The organism is Actinospica acidithermotolerans (assembly GCF_018139625.1).
In the GTDB taxonomy this organism is placed as follows: Bacteria; Actinomycetota; Actinomycetes; order Streptomycetales; family Catenulisporaceae; genus Actinospica; species Actinospica acidithermotolerans.
In genome coordinates, this window is sequence record NZ_JAGSOH010000069.1 from 1 (window position 1) to 16,497 (window position 16,497).

At 70.8% G+C, this 16,497-nt stretch carries 17 protein-coding genes; 10 read left to right on the forward strand and 7 right to left on the reverse strand.

All coding sequences use genetic code 11. The features are described from left to right. Positions 1 to 702 (reverse strand): DUF8829 domain-containing protein (locus KDK95_RS21395; protein WP_212520018.1); only part of this gene is annotated, 702 nt, incomplete at its 3' end. Positions 703 to 874: 172 nt separating this feature from the next. Next, positions 875 to 1,483: a hypothetical protein gene (locus KDK95_RS21400; protein ID WP_212520019.1), complete on the reverse strand. Its 609-nt coding sequence runs from the start codon at positions 1,481 to 1,483 to the stop codon at positions 875 to 877. 529 nt (positions 1,484 to 2,012) lie between these two features. Between KDK95_RS21400 and KDK95_RS21405 the strand changes: the two genes are divergently transcribed. The 3 genes from KDK95_RS21405 (at position 2,013) to KDK95_RS21415 (ending at position 5,358) form a co-directional block, all read left to right on the forward strand. After that, a complete protein-coding gene (locus KDK95_RS21405; RefSeq protein ID WP_307844535.1) occupies positions 2,013 to 3,605 on the forward strand; it encodes an MFS transporter in 1,593 nt (530 codons plus the stop codon). Positions 3,606 to 3,699: 94 nt separating this feature from the next. Then, entirely contained in the window at positions 3,700 to 4,152 is a 453-nt protein-coding gene (locus KDK95_RS21410) for an SRPBCC family protein (protein WP_212520020.1), read from the forward strand. An 81-nt stretch (positions 4,153 to 4,233) separates the two neighbouring features. After that, the gene (locus KDK95_RS21415) at positions 4,234 to 5,358 is read left to right on the forward strand and encodes a coiled-coil domain-containing protein (RefSeq protein ID WP_212520021.1); all 1,125 of its coding nucleotides are present in this window, start codon (positions 4,234 to 4,236) and stop codon (positions 5,356 to 5,358) included. Between the two features lie 270 nt (positions 5,359 to 5,628). Here KDK95_RS21415 and KDK95_RS21420 read toward each other — a convergent pair whose 3' ends face one another. From KDK95_RS21420 to KDK95_RS21435, 4 genes are all read right to left on the reverse strand, one after another. After that, positions 5,629 to 6,501: an FAD:protein FMN transferase gene (locus KDK95_RS21420; RefSeq protein ID WP_212520022.1), complete on the reverse strand. Its 873-nt coding sequence runs from the start codon at positions 6,499 to 6,501 to the stop codon at positions 5,629 to 5,631. A gap of 9 nt (positions 6,502 to 6,510) precedes the next feature. Then, complete coding sequence (locus KDK95_RS21425) at positions 6,511 to 7,035, reverse strand: FMN-binding protein (protein WP_212520023.1); 525 nt, start codon at positions 7,033 to 7,035, stop codon at positions 6,511 to 6,513. Between the two features lie 12 nt (positions 7,036 to 7,047). Then, a complete protein-coding gene (locus KDK95_RS21430; protein WP_212520024.1) occupies positions 7,048 to 8,448 on the reverse strand; it encodes a ferredoxin reductase family protein in 1,401 nt (466 codons plus the stop codon). A 79-nt stretch (positions 8,449 to 8,527) separates the two neighbouring features. Next, positions 8,528 to 9,211 (reverse strand): MerR family transcriptional regulator, encoded by a 684-nt coding sequence (locus KDK95_RS21435; protein ID WP_212520025.1) that lies wholly within the window; start codon positions 9,209 to 9,211, stop codon positions 8,528 to 8,530. 74 nt (positions 9,212 to 9,285) lie between these two features. On the opposite strand from KDK95_RS21435, the gene KDK95_RS21440 reads away from it, so the two are divergent. Further along, complete coding sequence (locus KDK95_RS21440; RefSeq protein WP_212520026.1) at positions 9,286 to 9,777, forward strand: DUF4188 domain-containing protein; 492 nt, start codon at positions 9,286 to 9,288, stop codon at positions 9,775 to 9,777. 159 nt (positions 9,778 to 9,936) lie between these two features. On the opposite strand, the gene KDK95_RS21445 is transcribed toward KDK95_RS21440, so the two are convergent. Then, positions 9,937 to 10,143 carry an FmdB family zinc ribbon protein gene (locus tag KDK95_RS21445; RefSeq protein ID WP_212520027.1) on the reverse strand — a complete coding sequence of 69 codons (207 nt, stop codon included), beginning with the start codon at positions 10,141 to 10,143 and terminating at the stop codon, positions 9,937 to 9,939. An 84-nt stretch (positions 10,144 to 10,227) separates the two neighbouring features. Between KDK95_RS21445 and KDK95_RS21450 the strand changes: the two genes are divergently transcribed. From KDK95_RS21450 to mnhG, 6 genes are read left to right on the forward strand one after another with little or no spacing between them, the layout of a single operon-like run. Continuing rightward, the gene (locus tag KDK95_RS21450) at positions 10,228 to 13,071 is read left to right on the forward strand and encodes a Na+/H+ antiporter subunit A (protein WP_212520028.1); all 2,844 of its coding nucleotides are present in this window, start codon (positions 10,228 to 10,230) and stop codon (positions 13,069 to 13,071) included. Next, the gene (locus KDK95_RS21455; RefSeq protein WP_212520029.1) at positions 13,068 to 13,646 is read left to right on the forward strand and encodes an NADH-quinone oxidoreductase subunit K; all 579 of its coding nucleotides are present in this window, start codon (positions 13,068 to 13,070) and stop codon (positions 13,644 to 13,646) included. The genes KDK95_RS21450 and KDK95_RS21455 overlap by 4 nt, the downstream gene beginning before the upstream one ends. Further along, positions 13,643 to 15,262 carry a Na+/H+ antiporter subunit D gene (locus tag KDK95_RS21460; protein ID WP_212520030.1) on the forward strand — a complete coding sequence of 540 codons (1,620 nt, stop codon included), beginning with the start codon at positions 13,643 to 13,645 and terminating at the stop codon, positions 15,260 to 15,262. The genes KDK95_RS21455 and KDK95_RS21460 overlap by 4 nt, the downstream gene beginning before the upstream one ends. Further along, a complete protein-coding gene (locus KDK95_RS21465; protein ID WP_212520031.1) occupies positions 15,259 to 15,804 on the forward strand; it encodes a Na+/H+ antiporter subunit E in 546 nt (181 codons plus the stop codon). Before KDK95_RS21460 ends, KDK95_RS21465 begins: the two co-directional genes overlap by 4 nt. Further along, a complete protein-coding gene (locus tag KDK95_RS21470; RefSeq protein ID WP_212520032.1) occupies positions 15,801 to 16,181 on the forward strand; it encodes an MrpF/PhaF family protein in 381 nt (126 codons plus the stop codon). Before KDK95_RS21465 ends, KDK95_RS21470 begins: the two co-directional genes overlap by 4 nt. Before the next feature lie 11 nt (positions 16,182 to 16,192). After that, positions 16,193 to 16,486 (forward strand): monovalent cation/H(+) antiporter subunit G, encoded by a 294-nt coding sequence (gene mnhG, locus KDK95_RS21475; RefSeq protein WP_372463362.1) that lies wholly within the window; start codon positions 16,193 to 16,195, stop codon positions 16,484 to 16,486. The last annotated feature ends 11 nt before the right edge of the window (positions 16,487 to 16,497 follow it).

Here is a 16,497-nt window from a genome sequence, read left to right on the forward strand (position 1 = left end):
CGGGAAGAAGGTGGGCTGCGGTCTTGAGCGCAGCGTGACGTGGCCTGGGCGTTCGGCGAGGCTGGCGATGGCCAGGAGGATCACCGCCATGTGCTCGCCGCCGTCGTCGGGGAAGGCTAGGACCTTTCCGCAGCGCGAGTACGGCAGGGTGTATTCGAGGTCTCCGTCGGGATGGGTGACGTGGATGTGCAGTTCGTGTTGGCCGTCTCCGCCGCCTTCGGCGATCTCCATGAGGACATGGGCGGCTTGGGCCATGGCGCGCTGGGCGACCTCGTCCGGGTGCTCGTGCAGGTCGGCTGCGGCGGAGAGGGCCGGGATGGCGCGCGACTGCAGGGTCTCGGCGCGGACGTGGGCGCGGAGGCGGTCTAGGACCTGGGATATGGGCTCGCCGGCCCACGGCCTGGTCAGTGGCCCGAGTTCTGCCACGAATCGTTCGTACTCTTTGAGGGCTCGTGGGCTGTCGCGGGGAATTCCCGCCGCGTCGGCTCTCGTCTCGAACTGGTCCGGCATCAGTTGGCCGACGAATACCTGCCGGCCGGCCCGTGCCGCCGCGCGCATGCGGCGCTCGGTGTCCGCCAGGTACGCGCGGTAGTCGGGGAACTCGAAGAGTTGGTTCTGTTCGGCTAGGGCTCGCCATTCGCCTTCATCGGCGAGGATCGCGATGCCGGTGACGTGCTTGCTGGTTCTGGTGCTCTTTCCCATGACGCTTCGACCCGCCCGTCTGGTCTTCTCGGGGCCGCCGGTGCGGCGGCCCTGCTTCTGAAGACCAGCGTGCGGGCCGATTTCCGGCCGCGATGTGCTGGAGCGGGAAATTCAGCCGGAGAGCGTCAATGTAGGTAAATCGTACGGGAGCGTGCGTTGTCGCCCGCGTGGACTATTCGTCCGTTCCGAGCGACCAGTTGGTGCCCATCGGGAGCGTCGCCGTGGTCTCGAGCGGGCTCGGCGCGGGTTCGGCGGAGCTGGAGGACGCGGAGCCTCCGCCGGCGAAGATGCACGCGACGATGCCCGCGATCACGCCGACGATGAAGCCGAGGGAAAGGCCCTGCGGGACGGTCTCCTGGAACGCCTTCGCCGCCTGGCCGGTGATGCCCGCGTAGGCGAGCGGCGTGCACGCGGCGGCCGCGATGCCGCCCGCGAGCGTGACCATGCCCCACGTCGTGAACAGCGTCGCCAGGCGTCCGCTGCCGCGCGTCGCCCACGCCACGAGCAGCGCTGTGCCGAGTACGAATACGACGTTGAACACCAGCGGCGCCAGATAGTGGTCGAGCCTGTTCGCGCCGCTGGGCTCGTCGAAGCGCCATCCGGTCAGCAGCAAGGGCTGGAACAGCACACCGAGCCAGCCGTTGAGGCCGTCGCTGCTCGCCCGTGATACACGCCAACTCTCCAGGGCCTGGTTGCCCAGGCCGGCCGTGACCAGAAGCGTGACCAGCGTGGCACTGCTGGTCGCCCCCGCCCGGACGCGTGCCAGCGGTATGGTCGCCATCCTCTTCTGCCTCCTCCATCGGTGAATCCACGCCGCACGCAGGGAAATCGCCCCCGGCGACCCGACGACGTGGTGCCCCGCGCCAGTGATCGCGGAACCCCTGGCCAGATGACGATCGGGGAACGTTCCAGTCCACGCGCTCAGCGGCGCTGAGCCGGCAGGTAGCCGGATCGGTGTGGGTGCCGCGTGCGAAATTTCTCAGTGCGCTGCATAGTGAGGAATTCCTCATTCCTCAGGGTGACGAAAGTCGTCCGCTCGATGCGTAACGCACCCTGTGAATTCGGCGACGATTTGGGGGAGCCGATCGGGCGGAATCAAGCAGATCCGCTGGCCGGGATAGGGCAGGACGGGTGTCCTGGCTGGTTCGCCGCCGGACGAAAAAGCCTTGATCGAGTAGTCGGGGTGTGTTAGTCAGAAGGGGTCAGGGGTGGTGGCTACTCTGCCCGCAAGATCGGCAATTCCTGCTGCTACCTTCCAGAGAAGGGGCGCGCCAATCGGGGGCGCCGTCCGTACGGCGAAGGAGCCGTCCGTGTCCGAGACCTCAGAGACTTTCGACCCTGCCCTAACACCTTCTGCGGATGCGGCGCCGGGGACCGCGACCGCGCTCGGACCGGACGCCGCCGAACCCGATCCGCGCCGATGGTGGAGCCTCGTCATCATCGCGCTCGCGCAGCTGATGATCGTGCTCGACATCACGGTCGTGACCATCGCGCTGCCCTCCGCGCAGGCCGACCTGCACATCGCCCCCGCCGACAAGCAGTGGGTGATGACCGCCTACACGCTCGCCTTTGGCGGACTGCTGCTGCTCGGTGGGAAGATCGTCGACTTCGTCGGCCGCAAGAACACGCTGATCATCGGGTTGATCGGCTTCGCGGGGGCCTCGGCGCTGGGCGGCGCGTCGGTCACCGGCGGCATGCTCTTCGGCGCACGCGCGGTGCAGGGGACGTTCGGGGCGCTGCTCGCGCCGGCCGCGCTCTCGCTCCTCACCACGACGTTCACGGACCCGAACGAGCGCGCGAAGGCCTTCGGCGTGTTCGGCGCCATCGCGGGCGCGGGCAGCGCGATCGGCCTGATCCTCGGCGGCGTCATCACCAACTACCTGACCTGGCGCTGGACGATGTACGTCAACGTCATCATCGCCATCATCGCGGTCGTCGGCGCGGTCGCGCTGGTCGTCGACCGTGCGCCGCGGCACGCGGTCAGGGTCGACTACCTGGGGACGGTGCTCGGCTGCGGCGGCCTGCTCGCCCTGGTGTACGGCTTCACCAAGGCCGCGAGCGACGGGTGGACCAACAGCACGACGCTCACCCTCTTCGCCGTCGCGATCGTCGCACTCGCCCTGTTCGCCGTCGTGGAGAACCACGTCAGCGCGCCGCTGCTGCCGCCGCACATCGTCGCCGAGCGCAACCGCGGCGGAAGCTTCGCGCTGATGGCTTTGGCCGCGCTGTCGATGTTCGGCGTCTTCCTCTTCCTCACCTACTACCTGCAGGGGATCAAGGGCTACTCGGCGCTGCGCACCGGCTTCGCGTTCCTGCCGATGAGCGCGACGCTGATCTTCGTCTCCGTCGGGATCGCCGCGCGGCTGCTGACGAAGCTGCCGCCGCGGATGCTGCTCGTGCCCGGCATGCTGATCGCGGCCTGCGGCATGGCCTGGATGACGCGGATCTCGGTCGGCGGGTCGTACGCCGCCGAGGTGCTGCCCGCCGAGATCCTGCTCGGTATCGGCTTCGGCCTCACATTCATGCCAGTGTTCGCGACGGCGACCTCGGGTGTCGCGCCGCAGGACGCGGGCGTGACCTCGGCGACGCTGAACACCTCGCAGCAGGTCGGCGGCTCGATCGGCACGGCGCTGCTCAATACGATCGCGGTATCGGCGAGCGCCTCGTATATCGTCTCGCACCGGCTGCCGCCGGCCGCTGTCGCGCAGAACCCGGCGACCGAGAAGACGCTGAGCTACCAGGCTCTGCTCGGCGAGGCCCAGGCGCAGGTACACGGTTACGTCCTCGCCACGTGGGCCGCCGTAGGGTTCCTCGTCCTCGCCGCGATCGTCGGCGGCGTGCTGATCAACGCGGGGCCGATGTCCGAGGAGAACATCCAGGCGGGCATGGGCGGCGGCGGTTGAGCCGAGCCTGTCCGTCCCAGGGACTAAGCTGGCTCCGACCGCTGCGATAGGCGGCGGTCGGAGCCGACTTTGATCCGCTTTCGAGGAGCCTCGCATGTCCCAGGTCCGCGCCGTGGCAGCTGCGCACATCCATGCCCCGGCGAAGCAGGTGGCCGACGCGCTCGCCGACTACGCGGCTGTGCGGCCGCAGATCCAGCCCGCGCAGTTCACGGACTACGAGCTGCGCACCGGCGGCATCGGCGCCGGGACGGTCGTGAACTGGAAGCTGCACGCCACCGAGAAGCGGGTCCGCGACTGCGCGATCACGGTGACCTCGCCGGAGGAGGGCGTGCTCGTCGAGAGCGACGCCAACTCCTCCATGGTGACCACGTACACCGTCGTCGGCTCGGAGGACGGGCACGCGAGCGTCGTCATCGAGACGGTGTGGAACGGCGCGGGCGGCATCGGCGGCTTCTTCGAGCGCACCTTCGCGCCCAAGGCCCTGGTGAAGATCTACGACGAGCTGCTGTCGAACCTGGCCCAGCGGGTCCAGGGCGAGGCGGCCTGAGGGACCGGGTAGCCGCGTCACGCCTCGGGACGAGCACGTCAGACGGGTGACGCGGCGTCAGGGCCGGTATTCTGCTGGGCCATGAGCGCCGTCGAACCCGTCGTCACCGCCGATTCGTCCCTCCCCACCCGGCCCTGCCTGCACTGCGGGCGGCCGGTGCCGCAGCGTGCAAGCGCCGGGCGGCCCTTCCAGTACTGCAGGGACAACGACGACGCCTGCCTGAAGGCCGCGCGCAACGCCCGTCAACGGGAGCGGCACGCTCCGGGGCTGCCGGGGCAGCTGGCCCAGACCTGGGAGCTCGTCGACCGCCTCGAGCAGGCCACGGCACTGCTCGCCGGCTCGATCAACGGCGAGCTGTCGGCGGCCGGGGTCGAGTCGAAGATCGCCGCGGTTCGCGCGGAGGCGGCCGCCCAGTCCGCGAGCGCGGCGGCGGAGGCGCGGGACGCGCAGGCCGCGGCGGAGTCCGCGCGCGCCGAGACGCAGACGGCGATCGCGGCGGCCGAGCGGGAGAGTGCGCGCCGCGAGGAGGCCGAGCAGGAGGCGCGGAACGCGCAGGCCGCGGCGGCTCAGGCCCTTGACGAGGCGGCCCAGGCGGCGGCCCGCGAGGCCGAGGCGGTGCAGCGGGCGGCGCAGGCGCAGCAGGAGGCTCGCGAGAGCGCGGCCGAGGCGCGACGGGCCGAGCAGGAGGCACGTGACGCCGAGTCCGCGCGCGACGCCGCGCTGGGACGGGCCGTGGCCGCGCAGAACGAGGCGGAGCAGGCGCGCGATCAGGCGATGCGCGAAGCGGCGGCGCGGGAGCGGGCCGAGGCGGCGTCGCGTCAGGCTTCTGCGGAGCGGTCGGAGGCGCTGGTCGTGGCCGAGCGCGCGCGGGCGGCGGCGGACATGCAGCGCGAGCGGGCCGAAGCCGAGGCGGCACGCGCCTCGTCGGCGGATGAGCGTGCGGCGGGGATCGCGAAGGAACTCCAGGCGGCGCAGGCGGCGATGGCCGAGGCGACGCTGCAGGCCCAGCAGGCGAACGCGGCGCGGGATACGGCGGTGGCGCAGCTGACGTCGGCTCAGGACGAGGTCGGGCGGCTGCGGGCGCAGCTGGACGCGGAACGGGCTCGGGCGGACGAGCTGACGGCGCGGGTGCTGGATCTGAGTGCGAAGCTCACGCAGGTTCCGACTCAGCCGACGGCGGCGGCACAGGCGGAGCCGGAGAAGTAGGCCGACGGAGAAGCAGCAGCACAGAAGGCGGAGCCCGGCGCCGGGCAGTGCGCGGCGCGGGGCTTCGGAGGTTGTGGCGGGGCAGTTGCTGAGTGCCGAGGGCGGAAAAAGGTGGAACCCCGCGCCGGGCAGTGCGCGGGGTTCCGTGGTTGTGGTGCGGCCTTCGCTTGGGGGAGCGTTTGTCACCACGGTCCGGTGGCCGCGGTTGCGGCCGCCGATGGGTCCATCACATCGCGTCCCGCGGCCGGATCCAAGGACTTCGGGTCGCGATCACCCGCCGGAGGTACCGAAAGTCCCCTGGAAGTCCCCTCCGTGTCCTGCGCTGGGCCGCAGGAGGCCGCGCAGTGCCGGGGCGTACTGCTCGAAGCCCTCGGTCCACCACACGCCCTGCGCGTCGTCCACGATGCAGCCCTGGTACGGGCCGCCTTCGCCGAGGTCCGCGAGGAACCTGCGGGCGCGGCCGCCGAGGGCCAGGGCGGCGGTCGCGTAGCCGTCGGCGAGCGCTAGGTCGGGGCCGACGATCGTCACCTGGGCGATGCCCTCGGCCGGGCGGCGGCGGCGCGGATCCCAGATGTGCGTGCCGCGCTGGCGGGTGCCGGAGCTGGCCACCGCGCCCTCCGCGATCTCGAGCCTTGCCAGGATGTTCTCGGGCCGGTGCGGGTCCTCGACGCCCACGCTCCAGGTCGCGACGCCGTCCGTGCGCAGGCGCACGTCGCCGCCCGCGTTCAGCAGGTGGGCGGTGACGCCGCGCTCGACCAGCAGGGCGGAGGCGCGTTCGGCGGCCCAGCCCTTCACCGCGCCGCTGGGGTCGAAGTTCGGCGGATCGCCGACGGCCCAGGCGTCGAAGGCGCCGTCGGACTCGCGGCGCAGTTGGGCGCACAGGCCGAGGACCTCGCGGAAGTCTTCGGCCTCGGCCGCGCTCAGATCCGCCTGCTCGTCCAGGTCGCCGGGGCCGAACCGGCCGTCGCGGATCCGGGAGACCGGGCTGTCCGGAATGAAGGGGGAGTAGATCTGCTCGATGCGCCACAGCAGGTCGCACGCCTCCTGCCAGGCGCGCTCGAACCGTCCGCCGTCGACGCCGTCCGGCGCCGCGATCGAGAACACGGTGCCCATCAGCGGCTTCGCATCCCGAAGCAGAGCCATGATCTCCTCCTACAAACCCGCCTGGTCGAGCGCCGACTGCAGGGACTGGGCGTAGCCCTGCGAGGTGTACGTGGCACCCGAGATGATGTCGATGTGCGCACTCTGCGCCGACAGCGCCTCCGACTTGAGCTCCGGCAGCGCGATCTGCACGATCTGGTCCTCGTATCCGCCGTGGTCCGGGACCTGGAGGACGACCACGTTCGTCAGCTTGCCGCCGCTGATCACGGCCTGGACCTGCACGTAGCCGTACCGCGTGATCTCCGCGGTGCCGGTGTACGAGCCGTTCTTCGCGCCGGCCTTGCCCGCCGGGGCGGACGCGGACGGCGAAGCGGAGGCGCCGGCGGGCGCGCTCGTCGTCGGCGTGGGGCCGGGGGAGGAGCCCGTCGTCGCCCGGGCGCCCGCGTTGCTGCTGGTGCCTCCGCTGAGCGCGCTGCCGCCGAGGGCGCTGTTCGCGCTCGCCGCCCGCGACTTGAACGACAGCAGCAAGCCGAGGCCGACCGCGGTGAGCAGCAGCGCCAGTGCGACTTTTCGCATGACCTTCCCTGCCTAGAAATCGAAGGATTCGACGTGGATGCGGCGGCCCGGCACCTTCGCGCGGCGCAGCCCCTTGCGCGCCGCGTGCACGAGCCCGGGCGGGCCGCAGAGGTAGACGTCGCGCTCGGCGAGGTCCGGCACGAGCCGGCGCAGCTCGGCGGCGGAGAACGGATCCGGGTTCGCCTGCCGCGAGCCGACCAGCGGGAAGAGCCCGAAGCCGCGCCGCTGGGCGATCCTGGCGAGCTCCTGGTAGAGCGGCAACTCGGACGGGTCGGACGCGCGGTAGAGCAGGACCGCCGAGCCGCCGCCGCCCGGCAGCGACTCGAACAGCGCGCGCAGCGGGGTGATGCCGACGCCGCCGGCGATCATGAGGACCTTGCCGCCCCCGGTCGGGTCGAGCCGCCGCGCGGTGAACGCGCCGTACGGGCCCTCGAACCAGACCCGCGTGCCGGGCCGCAGCCTGCTGAGCGAGCCGCTGGCGTCGCCGAGGTCCTTGACCGTGATCCGCAGCCGGGTGTCCGACGGCGCGGCGGAGACGGAGTAGGGGTGCGACTGCCACCAGTGCGCGCGGTCCAGGAAGCGCCAGCGGAGGAACTGGCCAGGCTGGATCTTGAGCTTGGCCAGGTCGCGGCCGGTCAGGTGCAGCGAGACGACGCCCTTGGACTCGCGGACCATGTTGGTCACGCGCACATCGTGCCGGATCGAGCGGTAGACCGGCACCGCGATCCGGTAGACGACGAGCAGCGCCGCGACCAGGACGTGCGCGGTGACCCAGATCGCCCGATTGCGTGCCGAGGTCGAGAACTCGGCGCCGTTGGCGAACTCGTGCGAGAAGGCCAGCGCCATCGCCAGGTAGACGTAGAGGTGGATGTAGTACCAGGACTCGTACGCCATCCGGCGCCGCACCGCCCGCGCCGAGACGATGCCGATCCAGATGAGCAGGCCGAGCGCGGCCGTGGCCATCAGCACGTCGGGATAGTCGAGTTCGAGGGTGACGGTCTCGCTGACCGGGTTGGCGTGCGCCGTCAGCGCGTACCCGATGATGATCAGTAACGCGTGGCACGCGGCGAGGGTGACGGTGTACTCGCCGAGCGCCCGGTGAACGCGCGTCAGCACGTCGGAGCCGACGCGGTGTTCGAGCACTGGGATCCGGGCCATCAGGGCGACGAGTACCAGCAGCAGATACGCGGCGAGCATGCCGAGCACCCGGCCCGCGGCAGTGACCAGGCCCGCGGTGTTGCCGAGCGAGGCCGCCGTGGTGTCCTGCCACCAGATCGAGACCACGAGGATCGCGCCGAGCGCGATCGCGGCGACGAGTGCGTACGTCCACGTGCGGCCCGGCCGCGGCAGGACCGTGGCGGACGCGGCGGCTGGCCGGGCGGCGCGATGCCCCTGGCCGGTGGTCGTCGTCATGGATCAACTGTGCCTCACCGGGCTGAACGCGATGGCGGCCGCAGCGGAGAATCGGCTAAGAAAAGATGTTTGGATCCGGTTAAGCCCCGGTCTCCGCGCCGGAGCCGCCGCCGTCGGCGCCCTTCCCGGGATCGAGCAACCGGGTGGAGACGCTCTGCTGGGCCAGCAGCCGCAGCGCGTTGAACAGGGACTCTCCGAGGATCGTGCCCATCACGACGCCGCGCACGACCTGGTCCGGCGATTCCATCGCGAGGACGGCCTCGACCTCCCGGCGCGCCATGGGCTCGACCACGTCGAAGTAGACGTCGATCAAGGGGTAGAGCTCGGGAATGTCCGCGGCCAGCACGGCGGCGACCGCATCGGCGGCCTGGTCGAGCGCCGGGCAGTCCGGCTCGATGTGCCAGCCGCGCTGCCGCGCCATGTCCAGCACCACCGCGCGCGCCTCATGCCACGCCGGTTCGGGGCGGGTCGGCGCGGCGCGGCGGGTCACGGCGTCGTGCGCCGCGCCGAGCACCTCGTTGAGCGGCATCCGCGGGTCATCCGAGGCGGCGAGCACGGCGCGGGTGTCGGCGACGCTCAGCCGGCCGACCTCGATCAACGCGCGGATCAGGCGCAGCCGGGCGAGGTGCTCGGGGCCGTACTCGGCCTGGTTGCGCGCGGTGCGCTCGCCCGCCGGCAGCAGCCCCTCGCGCAGGTAGTACTTCACCGTCGGCAGCGGTACCCCGCTGGTCGCCGACAACTCGCTGATACGCAAGCTCGTCACGCTCCCTTTCTGCTTGACAGATTACCGGGAAGAAACGGATAGTAGAGCTATCCACTATCCACGAGGAGGCGGTGATGGCCAAGGTGGTGAGCGGCCGGATGACGGCCGATATCGAGGGGGACTTCGTGGTCTTCCTGATCGGGATGCGGTTCAACCGGCCGTGGCACGTGGTGAAGGCCGCGTACGCGTTCCGGGCGATGCCGCGGATGCTCAAGTACCTGCGCGAGCGGCCCGAGGCCGGGCTACTGCACGCGATGCTCGCGATCGGGCCGGACGGCCCCCTGGTCGTCCAGTACTGGCGCAGCGTCGAGCAGTTGGAGGCCTTCGCGCGGGACGCCCGGGCACCGCACCACCCGGCGTGGAAGGGCTGGAACCGGCTGATCGGCTACGACAAGCCGTATGTCGGCATTTGGCACGAGTCGTACCAGGTGAAGGCCGGTGCCTACGAGTGCCTGTACGGGAATATGCCGCGCTTCGGGCTCGCGCAGGCCGGCGAGCACGTGCCGGTCGAGCGCAAGGGGAGTACGGCTGCCGAAAGGCGCGGTGTGACAGCTTCGCAGGCTTAGATGCACCGGCGTGCAACCGATGCGGGTCTTCGCGCGCGAGCTAGGGCGATATGGGGTGTCGCCGGACCGACCTGGCTTCCTGACGGCCCGACAGTTCCGCGGCATGACGGGCCGCCAGCCCGGCAGGCCGGCGGACCGACAGATCGGCGGACGAGCGGCTTACGAGCAGCAACCGCCGCCGCAGCAACTGCCGCCGGCCGAGGGGGCCGGGCCCGCCGCGCGGCCGCCGACGGCGACCGCGGAGAAGAGCTTGACCGTGTCCGTGTGCCCCTCGGGGCAGGCCGCGGGCTCGTTGGCCTCGGACATCGGGCGGGTCTGCTCGAAGGTGGAGCCGCATGCGCGGCAGCGGTACTCGTATCGCGCCATGGCTGAATTCTATGGGCTCAGGCCGGTCGCGGCCACGGCGTGTCGCACACCGTCATAATTCGGATAGAGCTACATAATCGGGATGTGCTGTGGTTGGTCTCCGTGCACGCCCTGGGGGCCGTCCTCGCGCCGCTGCTCGTGCGCAAGCTCGGCCGCGCGGCGTTCCTCGTCCTCGCGCTGGCCCCGGCCGCGGCCTTCGTCTGGGCCCTGACGCAGACCGCGAGGATCGTGGACGGCCAGCCGATCGAGCAGGTCAGGCAGTGGATCCCGGCGTACGGCGTGTCCCTGGCCTTCCGCCTCGACCCGCTCGGCCTCGTCCTGCTCTTCCTCGCCAGCGGAATCGGCGCGCTCGTGCTCGTGTACTGCGCGCGCTACTTCGACTCGGACGAGCCGGGCCTCGGCCTGTTCGCCTGCTCGCTGACCGGCTTCGCCGGGGCGATGATCGGACTGGTCCTCGCCGACGACCTGATCCTGCTGTTCGTCTTCTGGGAACTGACGACCATCCTGTCGTTCCTGCTCATCGGCCACTACGCCGACCGGCCCACGGCGCGTCGCAGCGCCCTGCGCGCCGTGAGCGTCACCACGTTCGGCGGACTCGCGCTGCTGGCCGGTGTCGTCATCCTCGGGCAGGACGCCCGCACGTACCGGCTGTCCGCCATCCTCGCGCACCCGCCGCACGGTACGACCGTGACCAGCGCCCTCGTGCTGATCCTCGTCGGCTGCTTCGCCAAGTCCGCGGTATTCCCGTTCAGCCAATGGCTTCCCGGCGCGATGGCCGCTCCGACGCCGGTCAGCGCCTATCTGCACGCAGCGGCGATGGTGAAGGCGGGCGTCTACCTCATCGCGCGCCTCACCCCGGCTTACGGCGGCGACCCGACCTGGCAGCGGCTCTGCCTGATCCTCGGCGGCGCGACGATGCTGCTCGGCGGCGTCAGAGCACTGCGTGAACGTGACCTCAAGCGCGTCCTCGCGTTCGGCACCGTCAGCCAACTCGGGTTCCTGACTGCGATCCTCGGCGCGGGGACGCGGGACACCGCGTTCGCCGGCCTCGCGATGCTCCTCGCTCACGCCGTGTTCAAGGCCCCGCTCTTCCTCGGCGTGGGCATCATCGACCACAGCACTGGCACGCGCGACCTGCGCAAACTTTCCGGACTTGCCCGCTCGATGCCTGCGCTCTGCGTCGTGATGTGCCTCGCCGCACTGTCGATGGCGGCCATTCCGCCGATGCTCGGATTCGCCGCGAAGGAGTCGGTCCTCGACGCGTTCGTCATCGGCGCCGAGCACGGCACGAGCAGCTACCCGTACATGCTCGCCGTCTTCGTCGCAGGCTCGGCGCTGACCGTCGCGTATACATGCCGCGTCGTGTGGGGCGCATTCGCTCCCAAGCCGGGTGTCGCGGATACGCCGGTACACGCGGCAGCCTGGCTCGCCCTCGGACCCGCCGGGCTGCTCGCGCTGGCCGGACTCGTCGTCGGAATCGGCGCGCCGATGCTCAACGACCTGCTCTCCGGGTATGCCGACGCCGTTCCAGGCGCTCACGAGGTTCATCTGTACGTGGCTGGATGGGGCGGTTTCGGGCTGCCGCTCCTCCTCTCCGCGATCGCATGGGTCGCCGGCGGCGCGATGTTCATCGTCCGCGAGCCACTGCTGCGGTTCCACAAGAACCACACGCTGCCCGAGGGCGAAGACGTCGTCAACAACCTGCTGCTCGCCCTCGAGCGCGCATCGCTGCAGATCACCGGGTCCGTGCAACGCGGGTCGCTGCCGGTCTACGTGGGCTCCGTCTTCCTCACCGCGGTCGCCCTCGGTGCGTGGGCCCTGGTCTACGGCGCGCCCTGGCACCTTCCCAGCCCGGTTCCCTGGTGGGCGTCGCGCACGCAACTCGCCGTCGCGGTCCTCACCTGCCTCGCCGTGATCTGCGTGCCGCTGCTGACGAACCGGCTCGCCGCCGCCCTGGTCACCGGCGTCAGCGGTTTCGCGGTCGCGATCCTCTTCCTCGTCGACGACGCGCCGGACCTGGCGTTCACCCAGCTCGCTGCCGAGACCGTCTCGCTCATCGTGTTCGTGCTCGTACTGCGCCGCCTCGATCCGAGCTTCGTCCGAACGCAGCGGACCAGCAGGCGCGCCGCCCACCTCCTGCTCGCGGTCTCGGCGGGCGTCGTGCTCAGCGCGCTGACTTACGTCGCCGAGGCCGCGCGGCAGGCGCAGGCCGTCGCCTCCGGATACGGCGAGCTGGCTCACGAGTCCGGGCTCGAGAACATCGTCTCCGCGATCATCGTCGACTTCCGCGCCTGGGACACGCTCGGCGAGAGCAGCGTCATCGCGATCTGCGCAGCCGGTGTCACGAGCCTCGTCTTCGCACGTCGCGCGGCGGGCGCGTTCGCGGTCCGGAGCAGGCCGGAACGCGCCGAAGCCGGCTGGCTCGCCGCGCGACCCGCCGTTCTCCAGCGTTCGCTGCCACTCGAGGTGGTCGCCCGCCTGACCTATCACACGATCCTGCTGGTCTCGCTCTACCTGCTCCTGCACGGCGAATACGGCCTGGGCGGCGGTTTCGTCGCGGGGCTGCTCGCCGGACTCGGGCTCGTCATGCGCTACCTCGCGGGCGGCCGCTACGAACTGGCTGCGGCGGCTCCCATCGACGCCGGCGTGCTGCTGGGCCTCGGCATGGCGCTCGCTTCCGGAACCGCGCTGCTCGGCTACGCCTGGGGTGACACCGTGCTCGCCCCCGCGCACTTCACCGTGCACCTGCCGGTCACCGGAAGCCTGACCGTGCACAGCTCCCTGCTCTTCGACTTCGGCGTGTATGTGCTGGTCATCGGGCTGGTCCTGGACATCCTGCGGTCCTTCGGTTCCGAGATCGACCGGCACATCGCCGCCGACCGCGAGGCGGCCGCGGAGCCCACTGAGCCCGCGCCGGAGGGCACATGAGCGCTGCCAGCCTGACCCTGATCTTCACCGGTGGACTGATGGTCACCTGCGGCGTCTACCAGCTGATGGCGCAGAGCCTGACCCGTCTCGTCCTCGGCCTGATCGTGGCCGGCAACGGGCTCAACGTGCTGATCCTCGCCGCCGGCGGCCTCGGACCGGCCGACGTGCTGACCCAGGCGATGATCCTGACGGCGATCGTGATCACCCTCGGCATGGCCGCCTTCCTGCTCGCACTCGCCTACCGCAGCTGGCAGCTCAACGGCGACGACCTCGTGCAGGACGACGTGGAGGACCGCCGTATCGCCCGCGCCGCGCACCGCGAAGACCTGGCCGGCGACCTGCGCACGCAGCGTGCCGCGTACCGGGCCGACCGGCGCGCCGCGCGGGAGGCATCGCGCGCGCGGAAGAAGGAACTGCGCGAAGCCCTCCGCGAGGCGCGGCGCGAGTTGCGGGCCCGGGCCCGGCTCCAGCGGGCGATCGCGGCCCGCGCCGAAGACTACGAATACCTGGAAGAGGAGACCGAGTCGGACACCGATTTCGAGCGCCCTCCCGCCAACAGGGGAGGACCGGCGTGAAGGCCCTGGTACCGCTGCCCGTCCTGCTGCCGCTCTTCGCGGTCGGCATCAAATTCGTGCTCGGGCCGCGCCGCGTCCGCATGCAGACGTTCATCTCGCTCACGGTGCTGGTCGCGGACACCGTCATCAGCACCGTGCTGCTCGTCGAGGCCGACCGGCACGGGCCGATCGTCGTACAAGTCGGGAACTTCGCTGCTCCGCTCGGGATCACCCTTGTGGTCGACCGCTTCTCCGGGCTCATGCTGGCGGTCTCCTCGACCGTCACCCTGTGCGTGCTGCTCTACTCGCAGAGCCAGCGGTTCGCCGACGAGAACGAGGACGAGACCGGCGCCCCGCTGGCGATCTTCTACCCGACGTATCTGCTGCTCGCCGCCGGAATCGCGGACAGCTTCCTCGCCGGGGACCTGTTCAATCTGTACGTGGGCTTCGAAGTCATGCTGGCGGCGAGCTACGTACTGATGACCATCGGCGGCACCGACGCCCGGATCAGGCACGGCGCGGTGTACATCATGGTCGGCGCGGCGTCCTCACTGCTGTTCGTCGCGGCGATCGCCGTCGCGTATGCGGCTTGCGGAACGGTCAACCTGGCCGACCTCGCCGTCCGGCTCGCCGTCGTGGCACCCGCCGCGCGTCTCGCCGTGCAGGTGCTGCTGATCACGGTGTTCGCGGTGAAAGCGGCCATCTTCCCGCTCTCCGCCTGGCTTCCCGACTCCTACCCGACCGCTCCAGCGCCGGTGACCGCGGTGTTCGCCGGACTGCTCACGAAGGTCGGCGTCTACTCACTCATTCGTACGCAGACACTGCTCTTTCCGCACAACCGGCAGGCGCCGCTGCTCTACACCGTCGCCGCACTCTCGATGATCATCGGCATCCTCGGCGCCGTCGCCCAGGCCGACCTCAAACGCCTGCTGTCGTTCACGCTGGTCAGCCACGTCGGATTCCTCGTCCTCGGCCTCGCGATCGGATCCGTCCGCGCACTGTCCGGGGCACTGTTCTACGCGATCACGCACATCACCGTGCAGACCACGCTGTTCCTCGTCACCGGGCTGATCGAGCGACGCGAGGGGACCGCCGACTTCAGCCGGCTCGCCGGACTCGCGCGGCTCGCGCCCGTACTCGGACTGCTCTTCTTCATTCCCGCGATGAACCTCGCCGGCATCCCGCCGCTCTCGGGCTTCATCGCCAAGCTCGCGCTGCTCCAGGCGGCAGCCGCCGACGGCGGTGTCGGCGCGTACATCCTGCTCGCCGCGATGCTGGTCACCAGCCTGCTGACCCTGTATGCGATGACGAAGGTATGGGCTCGCGCGTTCTGGCGTGCGCCGGGAGAAGGAGCGGGCAAGGCGGCCGAGCGGCAGATCGTCATGCCCGGCTCCGACTCGGTCGCGGTGGTCCGCAGCGCATACGGCGCCGCGCGCGGCATCGGCGGCCGGCGCATCTCCACCAGCGAGAGCTACCCGGTCGGCATGCTCGGCGCGACCGTCGCGCTGATCCTGATCAGCCTCGCCTACACCGTCTGGGCCGGGCCGATCGCCGAATACACCGAACGCGCCGCGGCCGAATTGCTGAACCCGAGCGTGTACATCAACGCAGTTCACGCGATTGGAGGAACGCATTGAAAGCCCTCCGCAGTGTCAACGCCCGCGCGACCAGCCCGCTCGCGGTCGTCTGGCTGCTCGGCGTCTGGTTGCTGCTGTGGGGGAGTATCAGCCCACTGGCGATCGTGTCGGGGCTGCTGATCGGCTTCGGGCTGCTCTGGGCCACGCCGCAGCCGGCCGTCGAGATCGGGCTGCGGTTCCGGCCGCTTGCGGCGATCAGCCTACTGCTGTTCGTCACCGTCGACCTCGTCGTCTCGAGCTGCCGCGTCGCCTGGCACATCCTCACGCCGACCCTCCCGGAGTCGGCGATCTACAACGTGCCGCTGCGGGTCCGCGGCGGTCTGATGATCACCATGGTGGCCGTCGCGGTCACGGCCGTCCCCGGCAGCACGGTGATCGACGCGCGCCCCGAGGACGGCATGCTCGAGATCCACGTGTTCGATGCCTCGTCGAGCGAGGCCGAGCAGAACATCCGTCGCGACGTGCAGCTGCTCGAACGGCGGATCACGGCCGCCTTCGGATCCCGGGCCGAACGCCGACGCGTACTGGAGGCTGAAGAATGACCATGGACAACGTGTGCCTGTACGGCGCGGCCGGAATGCTGGTCGTGGCGGCGGCATTGGTGCTGATCCGCACGGTGATCGGCCCGAGCGTGTTCGATCGGGCCGTCGGCCTCGACACGCTCTCCGCGATCTGCCTCGCCGCGATCGCCGTGGACGCCGCGCAGCACCACGACGGGCAGTACCTGCCGATCCTGCTGCTGCTCGCGCTCGTCGGGTTCACCGGCTCGGTCTGCCTGGCCCGCTTCGGGGGCGGCGGCGAGGAGATCTCCGGCGAGGACGGGTGCGTCGCCCCCGGACAGCCCGACCCGCTCTCCGGGACGCTGCCCGAGCCGCTGCCGGAGAGGGAGCTGGAGAAGCGCCGCGAGGAGGGGCTGTGAGGGGAGCCGAGATCGCGGACGACATCGGCGACGTCGTGATTCTCGGCGGCGCCGTCTGGTCGCTGATCGCGGGCGTCGGCCTGCTTCGGTTGCCCGATGTCCTGAGCCGCATGCACGCGGCCACGAAACCGCAGGTCCTCGGACTGCTGATGATGCTGCTCGGCGTCGCGCTGCGGCTGCGCACCGCCGATGACATCACGACCCTGATCCTCGTCGGCCTGTTCCAGACCTGGACGGTGCCGGTCGCCGCGCACATGATCGCCCGGGCCGCGCGGCGCTCGTCGGACCGGCCGGGAGCGGGGTGAATCAAGGGCGG